This is a genomic window from Muricoccus pecuniae (genome assembly GCF_014199205.1).
Classification (GTDB): Bacteria; Pseudomonadota; Alphaproteobacteria; order Acetobacterales; family Acetobacteraceae; genus Roseomonas; species Roseomonas pecuniae.
The window spans coordinates 282,651-304,008 of the sequence record NZ_JACIJD010000002.1; the positions used below are offsets into that span (position 1 = coordinate 282,651).

Below are 21,358 nucleotides of genomic sequence, written 5' to 3' on the forward strand. Positions count from 1 at the left end.
TTCGTGAGCCTCAGGCGGGGGCTAGAGGTGGGGCGCCATGCCCGTATCCCGCTCCGTCGCCGCCGCGCTGATCCTCTCCGCGCTCGCCACCGCCCTCCTCTGGTGGGTGCCCAACCGGGAAAGGGCGGGCGAGGTGCCGATGACGGCCGAGCGCTTCAACAGCGTCTCCTTCGCCCCTTTCCGGGAGGGGCAGAGCCCGCTGCGCGACATTTTCCCCACGGCGGCGGAGGTGGATGAGGACATCCGCCTCATCGCCCCGCGCGTGCGCGCCATCCGCAGCTACGCCAGCATCGAGGGCGCCTACGACACCGCTGAGATCGCCGGGCGGCACGGGGTGAAGATGTGGAAGGGCGCCTGGCTCGGCCGCGACCTCCGCGGGAACGACCGCGAGATCGCCGCCCTGATCGCCACCGCCAACAAGCACCCGGAGGTGGTGGAGCGCGTGGTCGTCGGCAACGAGGTGCTGCTGCGCCGCGACCTGCCGGTGGAGGAGCTGGCCCGCCAGATCGACCGCGTGAAGGCGGCCGTGCGCCAGCCCGTGACCTATGCCGATGTCTGGGAGTTCTGGGCCCAGTTCCCCGAGCTGGCCCGCCATGTGGACATCGTGACCATCCATATCCTCCCCTACTGGGAGGACGAGCCGCTGGGCGTGGACGTCGCCATGGCCCATGTGCGCGACGTCTATCGCCGGATGAAGGCGATGTTCCCGGACAAGGCCATTGCCATCGGCGAGATCGGCTGGCCTAGCGCCGGCCGCTGGCGCGAGGGCGCGGTTCCCTCCCGCGTGGATCAGGCGGTGTTCCTCCGCCAGTTCATCGCGCTCAGCCAGGAGGAGGGCTTCGACTACAATCTCATCGAGGCCTTCGACCAGGTCTGGAAGTACCGCAACGAGGGCACGGTGGGCGCCGCCTGGGGGCTGTGGACGGCGGACCGGCAGCCGAAGTTCGACCTCTCCGGCCCCGTGCGGGAGAACCCGTGGTGGGCCTGGTACGCGGGCGCGGCACTGCTGCTCGGCGCCGGCATGTTCGCCGCCACCGCCCGCGCCTGGCCCCGCGCCTTCCGCGCCGCGCTGGCGGTGCTCTCGGCCGCGCTGGGCAACGCCCTGGCTTATGCCTGGTGCGGCGGCTGGCCCTACGCCTTCGACGAGCATCTGAAGCTCGCCTTCGTCGTGAACATCCTCGGCCAGTCGCTTCTCGCCGCACTGCTGCTGCGCCGGGCGGGCGCGCGGCTCTCGGGGGACAGGGTGGAGCCCGCGCGCAATGGCGCCCAGGCCAGCGCTAACCTTCGCTCGGTCTTCCGCGGCCGCTTCCGCCCGCGGGACTGGCGCGGCTTCGCCTTCGAGGACCTGCTCTTCCTCTTCATCGTCACCGCGGCCGTGCTGCAGATGATGCTGCTCTTCGACCCCCGCTACCGCGACTTCCCCTTCCCCACCTTCGCCGTACCGCTCGTGGCGGTGGTCGCGCGCGCCCTGTTGCGGGACCTTCCGCGCACGGGGGGCGGCTGGGCGGAATGGCTGGCGGGCGGCGTGCTCGCGGCCTGCGCCGTGGCGAGCGCGGTGATGGAGGGGCCGCACAACCTCCAGGCCATGGGCTGGAGCACCTGCGCGATCGGCCTCGCCCTGCCGCCCCTCCTACGGCTGAAGCCCTTCAGCCGGGCGGCGCGGGTGCCTGCCCCTGCCTCTCCGCCCCCCGGCTCCCGGCGAGGAGCGCCATCCCGAGCGGCGTGACCCGCACCGGTTCCGCCCGCGCCAGGAAGCCCTTCTCGAAGGCTTCCTCCCACACCATCAGGCGCGGGCAGGAGGTGCGCCAGGCCTCGTTCAGCTCGGCGAGGCTGCGCGGCCGCCGCGCCGCCCATTCCACGAGGTCGGCGACCAGAGGATCGGTGATCCCGCTCATCTCCTGAACATCCCCGCGCGCCCCGGTTCATGCCGGCAGGCGTTGGGGAGGACGATAGGCGCGGTGCGGGGAGGGGAGGGAGGCGAATCCGTCACCCCATCGCCGGCCGCGCGCGGGCGGGTGCTGCCCGGCGAAACGGGCCGGGGCGCAACGCGGGGCCCCGCCAGGGCGTTCCCTGTGCGACATCGGCCCGGTCCCCCCAGGCCGGGCTCCCCGCATCACGCGCAGGAAGGCAGACCGCCATGGCCCTCTTCTCCAAGCCCATCAAGACGCTCGACGACCTCTTCGTCCACACGCTGCAGGACATCTATTACGCCGAGAACCAGATCACGAAGGCGCTGCCCAAGATGATCGACAAGGCGACGGATCCTCAGCTCAAGCAGGGCTTCGAGTTGCACCTGCAGGAGACGAAGAACCAGATCACCCGCCTGGAGAAGGTCTTCCAGATGCATGGCCAGCCCGTGAAGGGCGTCACCTGCGCCGCCATGGACGGCATCCTGGAGGAAGCCCAGGAGATCATGGGCGACGTGGACGACAAGGAGGTGCTCGACGCCGCCATGCTCGCCGCCGCCCAGGCCGTGGAGCACTACGAGATCACCCGCTACGGCACGCTGGTCGCCTTCGCCCGCCAGCTCGGCCGCGCCGACTGCGCCTCGGTGCTGGAGGAGAACCTCGCCGAGGAGAAGGCGACGGACAAGAAGCTGACTATGCTCGCCGAGAGCAAGGTCAACCGCATGGCCGCCTGAGGCGTTACCTCTTTCGCCTCGGACGATCCACCAGGGGCAAGGGGCGCCGGTTTCCGATCCCGCAGCGCGGGGGAGGGGGCCGGCGCTTCGCCGTTCAGGCCCCCTTCAGGCGAGACGTTCCGCCAGCCTCGCGGCCAGGGCGGCGGGGTCGCCCTCCGCCAGCACGGTCTTCTCCCGGGACGCCGCACCCGCCGTGACCGAGAGGCGGGAGGGGGCGAGGCCGAGCGCCTCGGCCAGAAGGGCGAGGATCGCGCGGTTCGCGCGCCCGTCCTCCGGTGCCTCGTTCACCGCCGCCTTGATTTTCGGCCCGTCCACCCCGGGCACCAGCCCTTGCAGGCCCGGCCGCCTCGCGCGGGGATGGGCCTTCACGCGAAGCTCCAGCCCGCCTTCCACCGCGCGCCAGGGAAGGTCGCGCGGTGTCACCGGCCCCGGAGCGGGGTGACGACCGCCTTGCGCGCATTCGCCTCCACCCAGGCCCAGCCGCCCAGCGCCGCGCCGATCATCCCCCAGGTGGCGTTGAAGTTCAGCACCGCGGTCACGCCCAGCGCCACGGCCGCCGCGCGCACCGCGAAGGGGGCGCCGATGAAGGCCCAGATCCCGAGCGCCATGGCCCCCGCGCCCCAGAGCTGCCAGTGCTGGAGCCAGAGCAGCACCGCGCGCGGCTTGCAGGCGAAGGGCGCGCTGGCGAGGTCGAGGCAGAGCGCGCCCATCTCGCGCGGCTCAACCTGCAGGTAGCGGTAGAGCAGCATCAGCCCGATGGCGGCGGCAACCGCGAGAATCGCCAGGAAATCACGCTTGGGGACGGTCATGCCGATGTGATCCCGCGATCGCTTCGGGCGTGCAAGCGGCATCATTGGGGCAGCGCCTTGAAGCCGCCGCACTCGGCGCGACCTTTGGCTGATGAAGCTTCCCTTCCTCGATCGTTCCCCCCGCGTCGCCGTCGTGCGGCTCGCCGGCGTCATCGCGCCGCGCGCGAACGGCCTGGCCGGCCCCACCCTCTCCGCCGCCGCGCTGGACCCCGTGCTGGAGCGCGCCTTCGGGCTGAAGCGCCTGGCCGGCGTGGTGCTGGCGCTGAACTCGCCCGGCGGCTCGCCCGCGCAATCCTCCCTCATCGCCGCGCGCATCCGGCAACTCGCGGAGAAGAAAGGCGTGCCCGTCATCGCCTGCGTGGAGGATGCGGCGGCCTCGGGCGGCTACTGGCTCGCCTGCGCGGCGGACGAGATCGTGGCGGACCCCGCGAGCATCGTCGGCTCCATCGGCGTCATCTCCGCCGGCTTCGGCTTCGAGGAGGCGATCGCGCGGCTCGGCATCGAGCGGCGGCTGGTGACGGCGGGGGAGGACAAGTCCTTCCTCGACCCCTTCCGCCCCGTCGACCCCGCGCAGCAGGAGCGGCTGCGCGACCTGATGGGCGGGCTGCACCGCGAGTTCGTCGGCTGGGTGGAATCGCGCCGCGGGGAGAGGCTGCGCGGGGCGGAGGAGCCGCTCTTCACCGGCCGCTTCTGGACGGGGCGCCGCGCGCTGGAGCTCGGGCTGGTGGACCGTCTGGGCGACCTGCGCGGTGAGGTGACCCGCCGCTTCGGCGAGGCTGCCCGGATCGTGCCCCTCGGCGCCCGCCGCCCGCGCCTGCCCTGGCGCCTGCTCTCCGGCGCCGCGCTCGATCCGTCGGCGGCGGTGGAGGGCGCGATCGTGGCGGCCGAGGCGCGGGCGGCCTGGGGGCGTATCGGCCTTTGACCCCGAGGGGCGGGCCGCTCATGAAGCCTTGATCGGTGGCGCCCGCCCAGGCCCTCGGCCCCACCCGAATCGTTCTTGATTTGTTCGAATACAAAGGTCAGAATTCCTACATCGATCGGGCGGGCGGGGGTGAATGGCGCGGCTGCGCCGGCACCTCCGCGGGGGGATTCCGTGCCCTGGCCCGCCCGCGACAGGACAAAGGGAAGTCTGATGAGCAACACGCCGCTCCTGCTCGGCCTGGCGGTGGGATTCTCCATCGCCGTCCCGATCGGCCCGATGGGGATTCTCTGCATCCAGCGAACTCTCGCCTCGGGCATGCGCGTCGGCCTCTGCACCGGGCTCGGCGCGGCGACAGTGAACATCGCCTACGGTGCGGCCGTGGTGCTCGGGATGGAGAGCGCCGCGCCGTGGATGGAGCGGGCGGGGAGGGTGCTGTCGATCGCGGCCGGAATCGTTCTCTTGCTGATGGCAGCGAGGATGTTGATGCGCCGTCACGTCGCGGAGGACGCGCCCGGACAGGCGCCGCGTTCCTGCGCCTCGGCCTATCTCTCCGCGCTCGCCTTCAACGCGGCGAACCCGATGTCGCTGCTCCTCATCTTCTCGCTGCTCTCGCCCATCGCCGGCACGACGGCCACTTCGCCGGCCGCGGCCTCCGCGCTCCTGTTCGGCATGTTCGCGGCGGCGAGCCTGTGGTGGATGCTGCTCAGCGGCGGCGTGGCGCTGCTGCGCTCGCGGCTGCGGCCGGAACTGCTGCTCCACGCCAACCTCGCGGCCGGGATGCTTCTGACGGCCTATGGCACCCTCGCCCTGGCGCGCGTGAACTGAAATTATTCCCATTTCGCTGCGGGGCCTGGGCCGGCTCCGGGGTGGGGGGCTTCCTTGCGGGGGTGCGGCGGGCGCCCCTATACCGGCCGCGCCAAGGAACGCCTCCCCAGCCCGATGATCGCCCCTGCATGACCGCCACGCCGCTCCCGTTCCAGGACATGATCCTGGCGCTCCACGCCTTCTGGTCGAAGCAGGGCTGCGCAATCCTGCAGCCCTATGACATGGAGATGGGCGCGGGCACCTTTCATCCTGCCACCACGCTGCGCGCGCTCGGGGCGAAGCCCTGGCGGGCCGCCTATGTGCAGCCCAGCCGCCGCCCCTCCGACGGGCGCTACGGCGAGAACCCGAACCGTCTGGGGGCCTATTACCAGTACCAGGTCATCCTCAAGCCGAGCCCGCCGGACCCGCAGAGCCTGCTGATCGAGAGCTACCGCTCCATCGGCATCGACCCCATGCTCCACGACATCCGCTTCGTGGAGGACGACTGGGAGAGCCCGACGCTCGGCGCCTGGGGCCTGGGCTGGGAGGTCTGGTGCGACGGGATGGAGGTGACGCAGTTCACCTACTTCCAGCAGGTCGGCGGCATCCCCTGCGCCGTGCCCTCCTGCGAGCTGACCTACGGGCTGGAGCGCCTGGCCATGTACATCCAGGGCGTCGAGAACGTGTACGACCTCGCCTTCAACTCGGCCGGCCTCACCTATGGCGACGTGTTCCTGCGGAACGAGCGCGAGTTCTCCGCCTATTCCTTCGAGCACGCGAACATCCCCGCGCTGTTCCGCCATTTCGCCGAGGCGGAGGAGGAGTGCAACGCGCTCTGCGACAAGGACCTGCCGCTGCCCGCCTATGATCAGTGCATCAAGGCGAGCCACAGCTTCAACCTGCTGGACGCCCGCGGCGCCATCAGCGTGACGGAGCGCGCCGCCTATATCGGCCGCGTGCGCGCGCTGGCGAAGCGCTGCTGCGAGGGCTGGCTCGCCGGGGAGTCCGCCTGATGGCCGAGCTTCTACTGGAGATCCTCTCCGAGGAGATCCCCGCCCGCATGCAGGCCCGCGCGGCCGAGGCCCTCGCGCGGCTGCTGGGCGAGGCGATCAGGCCCGCCGGGCTGTCGCTCGACGGCGTCCGCACCCTCTACGGCCCGCGCCGCATCGCGCTCGTCGCGCAGATCCCGGGCGAGACGCCGGCGAGCGAGCGGGAAGAGAAGGGGCCGCGCCTCGGCGCCCCCGAGGCGGCGCTGGGCGGCTTCGCCCGCAAGCACGCGCTCCCCGATGACGCGGTGGCCGCCATGCGCGGCGCCGCCGGCCCCTCCGACACGCCGGTCTATGAGGGGGAGGGGCTGGTGATCCTGGCCCGCCCGGAGAAGTCCGGCGCCTCCTTCCTCCTGCGGCTGCGGAACCCCGCGCGCTCCAGCGCCGAGGTGCTGGCCGAGGCGGTCCCGGCCCTCATCCGCCGCTTTCCCTGGCCGAAGTCGATGCGATGGGGCACCTCGGACCTCATCTGGGTCCGCCCGATGCAGCGCATCCTCCTCCTGCTCGATGGAGAGGTGGTGCCCTTCGCTCTCGGCGAGGGGGCGGACGAGGCGCACGGCCTCCGCTCCGCCGACCTCACCGAGGGGCACCGCATCCAGTCGCCCGGCGCCTTCGCCGTGGCCTCCGCAGCGGAGTACGAGGCGGGGCTGCGCGAGCGCTCCGTCATTCCCGACGCCGCCGAGCGCGAGCGGATGATCGAGGGCGGGATCGCCGCCCTCGCCGCCGCGGAGGGGCTGGAGGTGGTGCCGGACCGCGGGCTGCTGGCCGAGGTGGCCGGGCTGGTGGAGTGGCCCGTGCCGCTTCTCGGCCGGATCGACGACGCCTTCATGGACCTGCCGCCTGAGCTGATGCGGACGACCATGCGGGTGAACCAGCGCTACTTCGCGCTCCGTCACCCCGACGGCCGCGCCGCCGCGCGCTTCGCCCTCGTCGCCAACATCGCGGCCAGGGACGGCGGCGGCGCCATCATCGGCGGCAACGAGCGCGTGCTGCGCGCCCGCCTCTCCGACGCCCGCTTCTTCTGGGACCTGGACCGCAAGCAGCCGCTCGAATCCTTCCTGCCGAAGCTCGATTCCGTGGTGTTCCACGCGAAGCTCGGCACGCAGGGCGACCGCGTCCGCCGGCTGGAGCGGCTGGCCCGGCACATCGCGCCGATGGTGGGCGCGGAGCCCGGCCTCGCCGCCCGCGCCGCGCGGCTGGCCAAAGCGGACCTCGCCTCCGGCATGGTGGGCGAGTTCCCCGAGCTCCAGGGCGTGATGGGCCGCTACTACGCGCTCCATGCCGGGGAGGACCCGCGCGTGGCCGAGGCGATCGGCGCGCATTACCGCCCCCTCGGCCCCGGCGACGCCGTGCCATCCGAGCCTGTCGCGGTGGCCGTCGCCCTCGCGGACAAGCTGGACCAGCTCGCCGGCTTCTTCGCCGCGGACGAGCGCCCGACCGGCTCGGGCGATCCCTACGCGCTGCGCCGCGCGGCGCTCGGCGTCATCCGCATCGTCCGGGAGAACGGGCTGCGCTTGCCGCTGGCGGATGCGGTGGCGGAGGCCTTCTTCGGCTACCCCATGGCCCAGGGCACGACCGCGACGCCCGAGTTCGGCATGGCGGTGGCCGCCGAGCGAATGAATGCGGGCTGGAAGCCGCCGGCCGAATCGGCCCATCCTCCCATGGTCGCCGCCTTCGCCCAGGGGGTGGTCGAGTTCCTGGCCGAGCGGCTCCGTGTGCAGATGCGGGCGGAGGGGCTGCGTCACGATCTCGTGGCCGCGGCCTTCGGGCGCTCGGGCGACGACGACCTGAACCGGCTGCTGGCGCGCGCCGACGCACTGCGCGACTTCCTCTCCACCGCCGAGGGAACGGACCTGCTGGCGGCCTATCGCCGCGCCGCGAACATCCTCAAAATTGAGGAAAAGCGGGACGGGCGGGCCTACGCTCCGGCGATCCGCGCCGACCTGCTCCGTGCCCCGGAGGAGATCGCCCTTGCCTCGGCGATCGAGGCCGCGCGCCCGGCCGTCCGGGAGGCGCTGGCACAGGAGGGCTTCGCAGCCGCCATGTCGGCCCTTGCGCCAATCCGCGCGCCGGTGGACGCTTTTTTCGACGGGGTCACGGTCAATGATCCGGATAGGGAATTGCGGGAGAACCGGCTAGGCTTGCTGGCGCTGCTTCGCGGCGCCATGGACGAGGTGGCCGATATCGCGCGTATCGAAGGCTGAGGATGAGGTCATGAAGAGCTGGGTCTACGGCTTCGGGGCCGGCCGCAATGACGGCCGTGCGGAGATGCGGAACCTGCTGGGCGGCAAGGGCGCGAACCTGGCGGAGATGGCCCTGATCGGCCTGCCCGTTCCCCCCGGCTTCACCATCACCACCGAGGTCTGCACCTTCTATACCGAGAACAAGGGCGCCTATCCCGAGGATCTCGACGCGCAGGTGAAGGCCGCGCTCGCGCGCATCGAGGAGGCCGTGGGCGCCCGCTTCGGCGACGCTCAGAACCCGCTCCTCGTCTCCGTGCGCTCGGGCGCCCGCGTCTCCATGCCGGGGATGATGGACACGGTGCTCAACCTCGGCCTGAACGACGTGACGGTGGAGGGGCTCGAGGCCGCTTCCGGCGACGCGCGCTTCGCCTGGGACAGCTATCGCCGCTTCATCCAGATGTACGGCTCGGTCGTGCTCGGCGTGGACCACCACCGCTTCGAGGAGATCATCGAGGACGCCAAGCTCGCCCGCGCCGTCGTCGAGGACACGCATCTCACGGCCGAGGACTGGCGGCACGTCGCCGCCGGCTACAAGGACATGGTGCGCGAGGTCACGGGCGCGGACTTCCCGCAGGAGCCCTGGGCCCAGCTCTGGGGCGCGATCGGAGCCGTGTTCGGCTCCTGGATGAACCAGCGCGCGATCACCTATCGCCGCCTGCACGACATCCCGGTGGACTGGGGCACGGCGGTGAACGTCCAGGCCATGGTCTTCGGCAACATGGGCGACGACTGCGCGACGGGCGTGTGCTTCACCCGCGATCCCTCCACGGGCGAGAACGTATTCTACGGCGAGTACCTCATCAACGCGCAGGGCGAGGATGTCGTGGCCGGCATCCGCACGCCCCAGCCGATGAGCGAGGCCCGCGCCAAGCCCGGCGAGCGCAGCATGGAGGCGGCCATGCCGGCCGCCTATGCCGAGCTGGTCGCGGTGCGCGAGCGGCTCGAGAAGCACTACGCGGACATGCAGGACATCGAGTTCACGGTCCAGCGCAACAAGCTCTACATGCTGCAGACCCGCAACGGGAAGCGCACGGCCGCGGCCAGCCTCCGGATCGCGGTGGACATGGCCAATGAGGGGCTGATCGACCAGGCCGAGGCGGTGCGCCGCGTGAACCCGGGCTCGCTCGACCAGCTCCTGCACCCCACGCTCGACCCGAACGCGCCGCGCCGGCTCCTCTCCCGCGGCCTGCCGGCCTCCCCCGGCGCGGCGAGCGGCGTGGTGGTCTTCTCCGCCGACGAAGCCGAGGCGCGCGCCCAGAAGGGCGAGAGCGTCATCCTCGTCCGCATTGAGACCTCTCCCGAGGACATCCACGGCATGCACGCGGCTCGCGGCATCCTCACCACCCGCGGCGGCATGACGAGCCACGCGGCGGTGGTGGCGCGCGGCATGGGCCGGCCCTGCGTGGCCGGCGCCGGCGGCATCGTGGTGGACTACGCCTCCCAGATCCTCGCCGCCGGCGGGGTGCAGGTGCAGGCGGGCGAGACCATCACGCTCGACGGCGCGACGGGCGAGGTCTTCGTCGGCACGGTCGCCATGGTGGAGCCGAAGCTCTCGGGCGACTTCGAGACGCTGATGGGCTGGGCCGACAAGGTGCGCCGCCTGAAGGTGCGCGCGAACGCCGAGACCCCGCTGGACGCCGACACCGCCCGTAAGTTCGGCGCGGAAGGCATCGGCCTCTGCCGCACCGAGCACATGTTCTTCGACCCCTCGCGCATCGGTGCCGTGCGGCAGATGATCATGAGCGAGACCGAGGGCGGCCGGCGCGACGCGCTGGCCAAGCTCCTGCCCTTCCAGCGGGACGACTTCGTGGAGCTGTTCCGCATCATGGCGGGGCTGCCCGTCACGATCCGCCTGCTCGACCCCCCGCTGCACGAGTTCCTCCCCCACAAGGAGGAGGAGCTGGCCGAGGTGGCGGAGAGCCTGGGCGCCGATCTCGCCACCATGAAGCGCCGCGCGGCGGACCTGTCGGAGGCGAACCCGATGCTCGGCCATCGCGGCTGCCGCCTCGCGATGACCTATCCGGAGATCGCGGAGATGCAGGCCCGCGCCATCTTCGAGGCGGCGGTGATCGTCGCCAAGGAGGCCGGGAAGGCGCCGGTGCCCGAGATCATGGTCCCCCTGGTCGCGACCAAGAAGGAGCTGGAGATCAGCCACGCGCAGATCGACAAGATTGCGCAGGAGGTCTTCGCCGAGACGGGCACGACGATCGAGTACATGGTCGGCACCATGATCGAGTTGCCGCGCGCCTGCCTGACCGCCGACAGGATCGCCGAGACGGCGGACTTCTTCTCCTTCGGCACGAACGACCTGACCCAGACCACCTTCGGCCTGTCCCGCGACGACGCCGGCAAGTTCCTGCCGCTCTACGTGGAGAAGGGCATCCTGCCGAAGGACCCCTTCGTTTCCATCGACGTGGACGGCGTGGGCGCCCTGGTGAAGATCGCCGCCGAGAAGGGCCGGGCCACGCGGCCGGGCATCAAGCTCGGCATCTGCGGCGAGCACGGCGGCGACCCCGCCTCCATTCAGTTCTGCGAGACGGTGGGGCTGGATTACGTCTCCTGCTCGCCCTACCGCGTGCCGGTCGCGCGCCTGGCGGCGGCGCAGGCCGCGCTGGCGAGCGAGAAGCCGGCCATGGCGGACCGTACCGCCTAGCGCCGCTGGCTTTCCGGTCCGGGGAAGGCGACGACCTTCCCCGGATCTGCCCGCCTTTCCGGTCTGGCTAGACCGTGATCTCCAGCATCACGGGGACATGGTCGCTGGTCTGCGCCCAGTCGCGCGCGTCCTTCAGCACCGCGTGCCGCTGGAGCGCGCCGGCAAGGTCCTGGCTGACCCAGATGTGGTCCAGCCGCCGCCCCCGGTCCGAGGCGCGCCAGTCCTTCGCGCGGTAGGACCACCAAGTGTAGAGCTTCTGGTCCTCCGGTACGAAGTGGCGAAGGGCGTCGTACCAGTTCCCCGCCCTCTGCCAGCCCGCCATCGCCTCCACCTCCACGGGGGTGTGGGAGACAACGCCGACCATCTGCCTGTGGCTCCAGACATCGTGCTCCAGCGGCGCGATGTTCAGGTCGCCGACCAGCACGGAGCGGTGCGCCGGGCCGCGCGCGGCGGTCCAGGCGGTGACCTCGGCCACGAAGTCCAGCTTATGGGCAAACTTCGGGTTCACCGCGGGGTCCGGCACGTCGCCGCCGGCGGGGACGTAGAAGTTGTGCACCTCCAGCGGGCCGCCGGGCAGGTCCACCGCCACGCCGAGATGGCGGCAGTCGCCCTTCCCGCACCAGTCCCGCCCGTCCGGCAAGCGGGTGAGGGGCAGGCGGGAGAGGACGGCGACGCCGTTGTAGCCCTTCATCCCCGTGATGATCCGGTGGGTGAAACCCAGCGCCTCCGCCGCCTCGTGCGGGAAGTGCTCGTCCGGCGTCTTCGTTTCCTGGAGGCAGAGGACGTCCGGGTTCAGCTCGTCCACCAGCGCGCGCAGCAGGGGCGCGCGCAGACGGACGGAGTTGATGTTCCAGGTGGCCACGCGAAGGGGCGCGGCCACCAATGCCGGTGCGGACACGGGCTGGATCAGACGATCCGGGTGGTGACCGTGCCGACGCCCTCGACCACGCCTTCCAGCACGTCGCCGCGCTGCACGGCCGCCACGTTCTCCGGCGTGCCGGTCATGATGAGGTCGCCGGGGGCGAGGCGCACGAGGCGGGAGAGGTTGGCGATCACCTCCGGCACGGACCAGATGAGCTTCGAGAGGTCGGAGGTCTGGCGGACCTGGCCGTTCACCTTCAGCTCGATCCTGCCCTTGCCCGGGTCGAAGGAGCCGGCCGGCACCAGCTCGCCCATCGGCGCGGACTGGTCGAAGCCCTTGCCCATGTCCCAGGGGCGCCCTCCCTTCTTCGCCTCGGCCTGGAGGTCGCGGCGGGTCATGTCGAGGCCGGCGCAGTAGCCCCAGACATGGTTCAGCGCGTCCGCCTCGGCGATGTCGACCCCACCCACGCCGATGGCGACGACCAGCTCCATCTCGTGGTGCAGGTCCTTGGTCATGGTGGGGTAGGGCATGTCGGCGCCGCCGGTCACCACGGCATCGGCGGGCTTGGTGAAGTAGAAGGGCGGCTCGCGGTCGGGGTCGCTGCCCATCTCGCGCGCGTGCTCGGCATAGTTGCGGCCGACGCAGAAGATGCGCCGCACGGGGAAGAGCCCACCGCCGCGCACGGGAATGGCGGCGACGGGAGGTGGGGCGATGACATAGTCGGCCATGGAGCGATCCGATCCGGTTCCGGGAACGGCCAAAGGGTATAGGGCCGGTGCGGCAGCGGGGATAGCGGGGCTGTCCGGAACGACCGGGCCTGAACGGATGGCCTGGGCCGCGCAAGAACTGGACGGCGCAAAGAAGTGGCGCCCGGTGAGGGGGGTCACCGGGCGCCGTAACACGCTAGTTCCGATCGGAGTATTGATGGTCGGGTGAACCGGCAGGGGATACCGGGCCACCGCCGGCTTCTCAGCCGACGACGGAACATTACTCATATCCACAGGCAGAATGCAAAGCCGCGGGTTACCGTTTCAATCACAGCAGCGTGAGAACGCTTAACTTCGCCAGCGTTGCATTTCTCCCCGCGTTACGACTCATCACTCTGCGGCGATGGGAGTGGGGAGGCCCGCCCCGGCGTTCCGGCGCGCAGCATGGCTGACGGCCGCCTGCCCGAAGCGGTCGAAGATGCGGCGGGACAGGGCGTCCCGCTCCCAGTCGTATTCCGGGTGCCACTGGACGCCGAGCGCGAAGCCCGGCGCGTCCTCGATGCTCGCCGCCTCGATCGTGCCGTCCGGCGCCCATGCTTCCGGCCGGAGGCGCGGGGCAGGGCGGCGCACGGCCTGGTTGTGGAGGGAGTTCACCGGCACGGTGCCGGCATCGTAGTCCAGCCCCGCCCAGAGCCGGGCGAGGCTGCTGCCGGGCTCGATGCGGACAGGATGGGCCTTGCCGGTCCTCACCCGCGCGATCGTCTGGTCCGTGGGGGTGGAATGGTCCATCCGCCCTTCCAGATCCTGCACTCGCTGGTCGAGCGAGCCGCCGAGGGCGACGTTCAGTTCCTGAAAACCGCGGCAGATGGCCAGCAACGGCACGCCGGCCGCGATCGCCGCGCGGATGAGGGGAAGGGTGGTGGCATCCCGCGCCTGATCCTCGGGCGTCCCCTCCGCGTGGTCAGGGCCGTCGTAGTAGACCGGGCAGACATTCGAGCGGCTGCCCGTGAGCAACAGCCCGTCCAGCCGCGAGAGCAGCTCGCGCGAGACGTCCTCGCCCGCGGCGGGGAGGAGCACCGGCATCCCGCCCACGGGGCCGAGCACCACGCGCACATAGTGGTCCGATGCTGCGTGGTTCGGCATCCCCGAGGGGCCGAAGGGCTTCACGCAGCAGGAAATACCGATCAGGGGGCGCATGGACACTTATGTTGCAGTCGCGGCGTGGCGCCTTCAAGGAGGAAGCGCCACGGAACGCACAAGGCAGGGCCGTGCCTAGTTGTTGTCCACGGGATTGGCCATGAAGCGGGGGTCGTTGAAGTCGAAGGCCGCGCGGTTGAGCCGGAGCCCCGTCTCGATCGCCGAGAGGGTGACGCGGGTCGTGCGCCCCTGGCCATCGACGACCAGCCATTGCCGCAGCTCCATCGGCTCCTGCGCGAAGACGAGGGTGATGCGGCCCTCGGCCGGGTTCTCCGTGCGGTAGAGCGTCACCCGGAGCAGCCCCTGCTCCCGCTGCACCGCGGAGACCGTCACGTCTCCCGAGAGGGTGATGCGGTCGCGCAGGAGGATGCCGAGCGGGGTCGAGCCGACCGGGACGATGGAGGGCTGGCGCAGCTCCTTGTCGTAGTGCAGGAACTGGCCGGCATTGGCGATCAGCAGCAGCGGCTCGGGCGGATCGTAGTCGAAGCGCATGCGTCCCGGACGCCAGATGAGCGCCGTTCCCTGGGCGGTCGCGCCATTCTGAGCGATCTGGATGAAGCGGGCGCGGAGCGTGGTCAGCCCGTTCAGGTAGGCCTCCACCCGCTGCAGGTCCGCCCGGTCGCGGGCGCTGGGTGCCGGCGCCTGCGCCAGGGCGGGCGGCGCGAGGGCGAGCAGGGAGAGAAGGGGGAGCATCTGGCGGCGAAGCATAGGGCGGAGATGGCGCAGGAGGGCCGCCGGCGGAAGGCCCCGCGGCGCGATACGGCCGGAAACATGCCTTTCCGCCGCCTGCCGCGTTAATGTCATTGTAAGGAAGCGCGTTGTCCTATCGCGATATGAACACCCTGGCCCATCTTCCGACGCGTGCGGCACCCCAGGTCTTCCACGAACCCACTAAGCATCAGCGGGCGGGCACGGTGACGCCCGCGGCCGTGGTGATCGTGCCCGTTCCGCGCGGGAGGGCGGAGGGGCTGCGGGCCCTGCTCTTCTCCCTCGCGCGGTCGCGCGGGGCTGGGGACGTGCCCATGGCTGCCGGAGCCCTCGCCGTGCTGGTTGTGTCGGATCACCCGGATGTCCGGCAGATCGTCGAATCCATGGCGCCGGAGCTGCCTTTTCCCCTCCGGATCGAGCCCGGCCCTGGGGATCTGCCCCTCGCCTTGCGGCTGGCCTCGGACTGGGCCGCTGCGCTGGACGCCCCCGGGGTGCCGGTGCTGATCGCGGCGCCCGGGGCGCCCGTGGCCCCGCGCTGGGCCCACACCCTTCTGTCCGCCCTGCGGGACGGGGCGGATCTGGTCACTCACAGGGCGGGCTGGACGGCCAGGCTGGCCGGCACCCCGGCGGAACCCCTGGCCCTGTCCGGCCGGGCGCAATGGGTCTTGGAGAGATGGGCGGCTGAGGATGGTCCCGGCCCCTCGCCGCTGCAGCGCCCCGAGAGGGCCGGGCTCCGCGTCGTTTCCGTCTGACCCCTGGGCGCGCGGAGCGGCCACCCTGGACAGGGCGCCCCCTTGCCCCGAGACTCGGCCCTTTCCGAAGGGGGAGACGTTGGCGGTGCGGGGCAGGATCGGCGACGACCAAGTGGTGGAGCTGGCCGAGATGTTCCGGCTGATGAGTGACCCCACCCGGCTGAGCATCATCCTCGCCTGCCTCGACGCCCCGGCCTCCGTGGGGGAGATGGCGGACCGCATCGGGATCTCGGGCAGCCTCGTCTCCCACCACCTCCGGCTCCTCCGCGCCGCGCGCCTCCTGCAGGCTGACCGGCGGGGGCGGCAGGTCTTCTACGCCGTGATGGACGAGCACATCCGCTCGATGCTGACGGACATGGTGGACCATGTCGCCGAGGGCGAGGCGGAGGGAGAGGTTGCGCCTCCGGGGTGAGAAGGATTCGCAAGGAAGATCACCCTCTTCCAACCCGGGCGCGAGCCCCAATCTTGTGCCCTGGCTCGGCCCGTGATTAGTGTCCGGTTGCGCTGGGACCCGCGGCTTCGCGGGGCGGCGTTCGGCCGGCGCGGGACGCACCGGGCGGCACAGGTTTTCGAGCGGCGCGTGGTCGCCCGGCGCGCGGTGCGCCCGGGCGGAACACCGGATCAGGACGGCGGAATGCGGCGGATTCTCTCAACAGCCCTGGCTTTGATGTTGACGGCCGGGACCGGCGCGATGGCGCAGTCCCCCGCTCCGGCCCCCACGGGGGAGGCGGTCGGCGCCCCCGTGCCCTGGGGCACGGGCCTCCAGGAGGCCTTCGGGCCGGTGAAGGTGGCCATCCACGACTTCAACGACCTCGTGCTCTACATCATCGTCGCGATCACGATCTTCGTGGCCGCCCTGCTGGCCTATGTGATGTGGCGCTACAGCGCGAGCCGGAACCCCAACCCGTCCCGCGTCAGCCACCACACGATGCTGGAAGTGGCCTGGACGGTCGTGCCGGTGCTGATCCTGCTGGTGATCGCCATTCCCTCCTTCCGCCTGATCTACTACGAGGACCGGGCGCGTGACGCGGACATGACGATCTCCGTCCAGGGGCGGCAGTGGTACTGGCACTACGCCTATCCCGACCACGGCAACTTCGCCTTCGACAGCTACCCCATCGCCGACGCCGAGATCCGTCCCGGCCAGATCGCCAAGCTCTCGGTGGACAACCCCCTGGTGATCCCGGTGGGCGCGACCATCCGCGTGATGACGAGCGGCCACGACGTCATCCACTCCTTCTTCGTGCCCTCGCTGGGCGTGCAGAAGTACACGATCCCCGGCCGCACCATGGAGACCTGGTTCCGGGCCGACCGGGAGGGGACCTTCTACGGCCAGTGCAACCAGATCTGCGGCACGAACCATTGGTTCATGCCGATCGCCGTCCGCGCCGTGCCGCGCGCCGAATTCGATGCCTGGGTGGCCCAGGCCCGCACCCGCTTCGCCGAGGGCAACGGCCCCGGCTGGCCGGAGCGGGACCGCACCACCTCGGTCGCCGCGCTGGGCGGCCCCGTCGCTTCCATCACCGACCACTCCGCGGAGGCCCGCCGTTAAGGCGGCCTGAGGGGAAAAGAGCAACATGGCGCACGCCGCGCACGACACACACGGGCACGACGCCCACAACCACGCGCCAGGCTTCGTGGCGCGCTGGTTCTTCTCGACCAACCACAAAGACATCGGCACGCTCTACATCATCTTCGCGGTGGTGGCGGCCTTCGTCGGCATCGGCCTCTCGATGCTGATGCGGCTGGAGCTGCAGGCCCCGGGCATGCAGTTCTTCGCCGACGGCCAGATGTGGAACGTGGCCGTCACCGCGCATGGCGTGGTGATGGTGTTCTACGTCGTCATGCCCGCCCTGATCGGCGGCTTCGGCAACTGGTTCGTGCCGATCATGATCGGCGCGCCGGACATGGCCTTCCCGCGGCTGAACAACATCTCCTTCTGGCTGATCGTCCCGGCCTTCCTGCTGACGGTGGCCAGCCTCTTCGTGGGCGGCGCCGGCACGGGCTGGACCCTCTACCCGCCGCTGTCGGACATCCAGTACCAGGGCGGCGCCGGCGTCGACATGGCGCTGTTCGGCCTGCACCTCGCCGGTGCCTCCTCCATCCTGGGCGCGGCCAACTTCATCACGACCATCTTCAACATGCGCGCCCCGGGCATGACGCTGCACAAGATGCCGCTCTTCGTCTGGGCGATGCTGGTCACCGCCTTCCTGCTGCTGCTCTCGGTCCCCGTCCTCGGCGGCGCGATCACGATGCTGATCACGGACCGGAACTTCGGCACGGCCTTCTTCAAGCCCGAGGGTGGCGGCGACCCCGTGCTGTTCCAGCACCTCTTCTGGTTCTTCGGCCACCCCGAAGTCTACATCATGATCCTGCCGGCCTTCGGCATCGTCTCCCATGTGCTGTCCACCTTCAGCCGCAAGCCGATCTTCGGCTATCTCGGCATGGCCTACGCCATGGTCGCGATCGGGGTGGTCGGCTTCGTGGTCTGGGCGCACCACATGTTCACCTCGGGCATCTCGGTGGACACGCGGGCCTACTTCATGGCCGCCACGATGATCATCGCCGTGCCCACGGGCATCAAGATCTTCTCCTGGATCGCGACGATGTGGGGCGGGTCGATCTCCTTCAAGACGCCGATGCTCTTCGCCATCGGCTTCGTCTTCCTCTTCACCGTCGGCGGCGTGACGGGCGTGAAGCTGGCGAATGCCGGCGTCACCCAGATCCTGCACAACACCTATTACGTCGTGGCCCACTTCCACTACGTGCTGTCGCTGGGCGCCGTCTTCGGCATCTATGCCGGGTTCTACTACTGGATCGGCAAGATGAGCGGCTACCAGTACCCGGAGCGCTGGGGTCAGATCCACTTCTGGCTGACCTTCGTGGGGGTGAACATTACCTTCTTCCCCATGCACTTCCTCGGTGCCCAGGGCATGCCGCGCCGCTACGCCGACTACCCCGATGCCTTCACGGGCTGGAACATGGTGGCCTCGGCCGGCGCCTATATCTCCGGCCTGTCCTTCCTCGTCTTCGTCTACACGGTGTACCTGACCTTCGCGCGCAAGCAGAAGGCCGAGGCGAACCCCTGGGGCGAGGGCGCGACGACGCTGGAGTGGCAGGTTTCCTCCCCGCCGCCCTTCCACACCTTCGATGAGCTGCCGCGCATTCGCTAATCCCGGCAGTTCCCCGTTGCGGTTCGCCGCTTCGGGACGATATGAGGCGTCACCATGAGTGACCTGATCCGGAGGGGGGCCACGGCCCCCCTTTCCATATCTTCCGGGGCCATCTCCGCCGACTGGTCGGAGCTGCGCGACTGGGTCGCGCTCCTGAAGCCGCGCGTGATGACGCTGGTGGTGTTCACCGGCCTGATCGGCCTGCTGCTCGCCCCCGGGCACATCCATCCCGTGCTGGGCACCGTCGCCATCCTCTGCATCGCGCTCGGGGCCGGGGCCGCGGGCTGCATCAACATGTGGTACGACCGCGACATCGACGCGGTGATGCGCCGCACCGCCCGCCGCCCCATCCCGGCGGGCCGGGTGGAGCCCGGGGCGGCCCTGGCATTCGGCATCACCCTTTCGGTTCTCTCCGTGCTGATGATGGGCCTCGCAACCAATGCAGTGGCGGGGGCCTGGCTCGCCGGGTCGATCCTCTTCTACGTGTTCATCTACACCATGTGGCTGAAGCGCCGGACGCCGCAGAACATCGTCATCGGCGGCGCCGCCGGGGCTTTCCCCCCGGTGATCGGCTGGGCCGCGGTAACGGGTGGCGTGGACGTGCTGCCCCTCATCCTCTTCGCCATCGTCTTCACCTGGACTCCGCCGCATTTCTGGTCCCTCAGCCTCTGGGCGCATGACGACTACGCCCGGGCCGGCGTGCCCATGCTCCCGGTCGCGGCCGGGGCCCGGGAGACGCGGCGGCAGATCATGCTCTACACGCTGGTACTGGCCCCGCTCGGGCTGCTGCCCGTGCTGATGGGGCAGGCGGGCTGGGTCTACGGTGCCTACGCCCTCTCCCTCGGCGCCGGCTTCCTCTTCCATGCCTGGCGTGTGCTGACCGAGCCGCAGGATGCTTCCGGGGTGAGCCTCGTCGGCGACCGGGCGGCGAAGGCGGCGTTCCGCTTCTCCCTTCTGCACCTTGCCGGCCTGTTCGCCGCCATTGCGCTCGATCACTGGCTGCGCGCCGCCGGAGTCCTCGGCTGATGGAACCTGCCCAGATGTCGGATGATGAGGCGGCCGCCTTCGTGCGCCGCCGGCGCGGCCGTAACATCGCCCTGCTCGTCGTGCTCGTCGCGCTGGTCGTGATCTTCTATGCCATTACCATGGCGAAGCTGACCTCCTCCGTCTCTTGAGGAAGGGGAGGGAGGGGAGCATCTGAGGGCCGACATGAACGACTCCATCGCTCGCCGGAACCGCCGCGTCGCCCTGGCCGCCTTCGCCACCGTGGCGGGGATGGCCGGCCTCTCCTTCGCGGCCGTGCCGCTCTACGCCATGTTCTGCCGGATCACCGGCTATAACGGCACGGTCCAGGCCGGTGGCCAGGCCGCGCCGGGCGCGGTCGAGCGGCAGGTGACGGTGCGCTTCGCCGCCAACACCCATCCCTCCCTGCCCTGGAAGTTCGAGGCTGCCCAGCTCTCCATGCCCGTCCATCTCGGGGATCAGGGGCTGGCCTTCTACCGCGCCGCCAATGAGGCGAACCGCCCCGTCGAGGGTGTGGCGACCTACAACGTGACGCCGGAGGTGGTGGGCAAGTACTTCCACAAGACCGCCTGCTTCTGCTTCGACGCCCAGACCCTCCAGCCCGGCCAGTCCGTGGAGATGCCCGTCAGCTTCTGGGTGGACCCCGCGATCGCGCAGGACCCGAACACGCGCGACATCCGCACGATCACCCTGAACTACACCTTCTTCCGCACCCTGGCGGATGCCGAGCGCAACGGCGCCCTGGCCAGCGCCGGGCCGCATGTGGGTCGCACCGCGACACCCTGAGGTGAGGGGGGCGCGATGCGCCGGTCCAACCCTTGATCCGCGCGGCCGTTTGCGGGATTGATGCGACGAGACCTTCCGGGGCCCGGCCCCGCTTCACCAGGACGCGCGATGGCTTCCCTCGATACCACCACGGCCGACGTCACCCTCGATCCGAGCGAGCCGCCGCCGCCGAACCGGCATCCGTACCACCTCGTCGACCCGTCCCCCTGGCCGCTGACCGCCTCCTTCTCCGCGGGCGCGCTGCTGCTCGGGATCGTGCTGTTCGCGCACTACAACATCCACTGGGTGCTGGGCGTCGGCTTCCTCGGCGTCATCGCCTCCATGTACTTCTGGTGGCGCGACGTGGTGCGGGAGGCGAAGACCCCCGGCCTGCACACCCCCATCGTGCGCATCGGCCTGCGCTACGGCATGGCGCTGTTCATCGCCTCCGAGGTGATGTTCTTCGTCGCCTTCTTCTGGGCCTTCTTCCACTTCGCCCTCTATCCCGAGCACGTCTCGGGCGCCGAGGTCGCGACCTGGCCGCCCAAGGGCATCCACACCTTCGATCCCTTCGGCTTGCCCTTCCTGAACACGATGATCCTGCTGCTCTCGGGCTGCACGGTGACCTGGGCGCACCACGCGCTGGTCGAGGGCGACCGCAAGGGCATGATCCAGGGCCTGCTCCTGACCGTGCTGCTCGGCCTCTTCTTCACCTTCCTCCAGGCCGTGGAGTACGCCGAGGCGCCCTTCCCCTTCTCCGGCGGCGGCATCTATCCCTCCACCTTCTTCCTGGCCACCGGCTTCCACGGCTTCCACGTGATCGTCGGCACCATCTTCCTGGCCGTCTGCCTCTTCCGCGGCCTGCGCGGGGACTTCACGCCGCGCAAGCACTTCGGCTTCGAGGCGGCCGCCTGGTACTGGCACTTCGTCGACGTGGTGTGGCTGTTCCTCTTCGTCGTCGTCTATCTCTGGGGCGCGGGCGAGATCGCGCAGCACTGACGCCCCCCGGCGCGTTACCCGAGCCCCGTCCGGCCCGCCGAGAGCTTTCGGCCG

22 protein-coding genes are annotated in these 21,358 nt (G+C 70.6%); 15 read left to right on the plus strand and 7 right to left on the minus strand.

The genetic code is table 11. From position 1 onward, the window contains the following. Positions 1 to 37 precede the first annotated feature (37 nt). Positions 38 to 1,726, plus strand: a complete 1,689-nt coding sequence (locus FHS87_RS03275; protein WP_184513807.1) for a glycoside hydrolase family 17 protein — start codon at positions 38 to 40, stop codon at positions 1,724 to 1,726. Here FHS87_RS03275 and FHS87_RS03280 read toward each other — a convergent pair. Then, positions 1,647 to 1,895, minus strand: a complete 249-nt coding sequence (locus FHS87_RS03280; RefSeq protein ID WP_184513808.1) for a hypothetical protein — start codon at positions 1,893 to 1,895, stop codon at positions 1,647 to 1,649. The two genes, FHS87_RS03275 and FHS87_RS03280, sit on opposite strands and share 80 nt — an antisense overlap. Before the next feature lie 242 nt (positions 1,896 to 2,137). On the opposite strand from FHS87_RS03280, the gene FHS87_RS03285 reads away from it, so the two are divergent. Next, the gene (locus FHS87_RS03285; protein WP_184513810.1) at positions 2,138 to 2,641 is read left to right on the plus strand and encodes a YciE/YciF ferroxidase family protein; all 504 of its coding nucleotides are present in this window, start codon (positions 2,138 to 2,140) and stop codon (positions 2,639 to 2,641) included. A 105-nt stretch (positions 2,642 to 2,746) separates the two neighbouring features. On the opposite strand, the gene FHS87_RS03290 is transcribed toward FHS87_RS03285, so the two are convergent. Further along, positions 2,747 to 3,064 carry a DUF167 domain-containing protein gene (locus FHS87_RS03290; RefSeq protein WP_184513812.1) on the minus strand — a complete coding sequence of 106 codons (318 nt, stop codon included), beginning with the start codon at positions 3,062 to 3,064 and terminating at the stop codon, positions 2,747 to 2,749. After that, on the minus strand, positions 3,061 to 3,450 hold the full coding sequence (locus FHS87_RS03295; protein ID WP_184513814.1) for a hypothetical protein: 390 nt from the start codon (positions 3,448 to 3,450) through the stop codon (positions 3,061 to 3,063). The genes FHS87_RS03290 and FHS87_RS03295 overlap by 4 nt, the downstream gene beginning before the upstream one ends. Positions 3,451 to 3,541: 91 nt before the next feature. Here FHS87_RS03295 and FHS87_RS03300 point away from each other — a divergent pair, with 91 nt between their 5' ends. From FHS87_RS03300 to ppdK, 5 genes are all read left to right on the plus strand, one after another. Further along, positions 3,542 to 4,372: a S49 family peptidase gene (locus FHS87_RS03300; protein ID WP_184513816.1), complete on the plus strand. Its 831-nt coding sequence runs from the start codon at positions 3,542 to 3,544 to the stop codon at positions 4,370 to 4,372. 210 nt (positions 4,373 to 4,582) lie between these two features. Further along, the gene (locus FHS87_RS03305) at positions 4,583 to 5,197 is read left to right on the plus strand and encodes a LysE family translocator (RefSeq protein WP_184513818.1); all 615 of its coding nucleotides are present in this window, start codon (positions 4,583 to 4,585) and stop codon (positions 5,195 to 5,197) included. 128 nt (positions 5,198 to 5,325) lie between these two features. Further along, positions 5,326 to 6,189 (plus strand): glycine--tRNA ligase subunit alpha, encoded by an 864-nt coding sequence (locus tag FHS87_RS03310; RefSeq protein ID WP_184513820.1) that lies wholly within the window; start codon positions 5,326 to 5,328, stop codon positions 6,187 to 6,189. Further along, positions 6,189 to 8,426, plus strand: a complete 2,238-nt coding sequence (glyS, locus tag FHS87_RS03315) for a glycine--tRNA ligase subunit beta (protein WP_184513822.1) — start codon at positions 6,189 to 6,191, stop codon at positions 8,424 to 8,426. The genes FHS87_RS03310 and glyS overlap by 1 nt, the downstream gene beginning before the upstream one ends. 10 nt (positions 8,427 to 8,436) lie before the next feature. After that, on the plus strand, positions 8,437 to 11,118 hold the full coding sequence (gene ppdK, locus FHS87_RS03320; protein WP_184513824.1) for a pyruvate, phosphate dikinase: 2,682 nt from the start codon (positions 8,437 to 8,439) through the stop codon (positions 11,116 to 11,118). Between the two features lie 67 nt (positions 11,119 to 11,185). Here the strand turns inward: ppdK and FHS87_RS03325 are convergent, their stop codons facing one another. The 4 genes from FHS87_RS03325 to FHS87_RS03340 all read right to left on the minus strand — a co-directional run bounded on the left by FHS87_RS03325 (position 11,186) and on the right by FHS87_RS03340 (position 14,577). Continuing rightward, positions 11,186 to 12,016 (minus strand): exodeoxyribonuclease III, encoded by an 831-nt coding sequence (locus FHS87_RS03325; RefSeq protein WP_312861863.1) that lies wholly within the window; start codon positions 12,014 to 12,016, stop codon positions 11,186 to 11,188. Positions 12,017 to 12,024: 8 nt separating this feature from the next. Then, positions 12,025 to 12,708, minus strand: a complete 684-nt coding sequence (locus FHS87_RS03330) for a fumarylacetoacetate hydrolase family protein (protein ID WP_184513826.1) — start codon at positions 12,706 to 12,708, stop codon at positions 12,025 to 12,027. Positions 12,709 to 13,077: 369 nt separating this feature from the next. Next, positions 13,078 to 13,884, minus strand: a complete 807-nt coding sequence (locus FHS87_RS03335; protein WP_184513828.1) for a gamma-glutamyl-gamma-aminobutyrate hydrolase family protein — start codon at positions 13,882 to 13,884, stop codon at positions 13,078 to 13,080. A 75-nt stretch (positions 13,885 to 13,959) separates the two neighbouring features. Continuing rightward, a complete protein-coding gene (locus FHS87_RS03340) occupies positions 13,960 to 14,577 on the minus strand; it encodes a LolA family protein (RefSeq protein WP_246417791.1) in 618 nt (205 codons plus the stop codon). A gap of 125 nt (positions 14,578 to 14,702) precedes the next feature. Between FHS87_RS03340 and FHS87_RS03345 the strand changes: the two genes are divergently transcribed. The 8 genes from FHS87_RS03345 (at position 14,703) to FHS87_RS03375 (ending at position 21,304) form a co-directional block, all read left to right on the plus strand. After that, a complete protein-coding gene (locus tag FHS87_RS03345) occupies positions 14,703 to 15,344 on the plus strand; it encodes a hypothetical protein (protein WP_184513833.1) in 642 nt (213 codons plus the stop codon). 85 nt (positions 15,345 to 15,429) lie between these two features. Then, the gene (locus FHS87_RS03350; RefSeq protein WP_312861864.1) at positions 15,430 to 15,756 is read left to right on the plus strand and encodes an ArsR/SmtB family transcription factor; all 327 of its coding nucleotides are present in this window, start codon (positions 15,430 to 15,432) and stop codon (positions 15,754 to 15,756) included. Between the two features lie 279 nt (positions 15,757 to 16,035). Further along, positions 16,036 to 16,896, plus strand: coding sequence for a cytochrome c oxidase subunit II (gene coxB / locus FHS87_RS03355; RefSeq protein ID WP_246417792.1), 861 nt, complete (start codon positions 16,036 to 16,038; stop codon positions 16,894 to 16,896). 25 nt (positions 16,897 to 16,921) lie between these two features. Further along, on the plus strand, positions 16,922 to 18,517 hold the full coding sequence (gene ctaD, locus FHS87_RS03360; RefSeq protein WP_184513837.1) for a cytochrome c oxidase subunit I: 1,596 nt from the start codon (positions 16,922 to 16,924) through the stop codon (positions 18,515 to 18,517). A 54-nt stretch (positions 18,518 to 18,571) separates the two neighbouring features. Next, a complete protein-coding gene (locus tag FHS87_RS03365) occupies positions 18,572 to 19,543 on the plus strand; it encodes a heme o synthase (RefSeq protein WP_184513839.1) in 972 nt (323 codons plus the stop codon). A gap of 14 nt (positions 19,544 to 19,557) precedes the next feature. After that, positions 19,558 to 19,692: a hypothetical protein gene (locus tag FHS87_RS24155; RefSeq protein WP_281394284.1), complete on the plus strand. Its 135-nt coding sequence runs from the start codon at positions 19,558 to 19,560 to the stop codon at positions 19,690 to 19,692. A gap of 34 nt (positions 19,693 to 19,726) precedes the next feature. Then, positions 19,727 to 20,326 (plus strand): cytochrome c oxidase assembly protein, encoded by a 600-nt coding sequence (locus FHS87_RS03370; protein ID WP_184513841.1) that lies wholly within the window; start codon positions 19,727 to 19,729, stop codon positions 20,324 to 20,326. 108 nt (positions 20,327 to 20,434) lie between these two features. Beyond that, a complete protein-coding gene (locus FHS87_RS03375; protein ID WP_184513843.1) occupies positions 20,435 to 21,304 on the plus strand; it encodes a cytochrome c oxidase subunit 3 in 870 nt (289 codons plus the stop codon). The last annotated feature ends 54 nt before the right edge of the window (positions 21,305 to 21,358 follow it).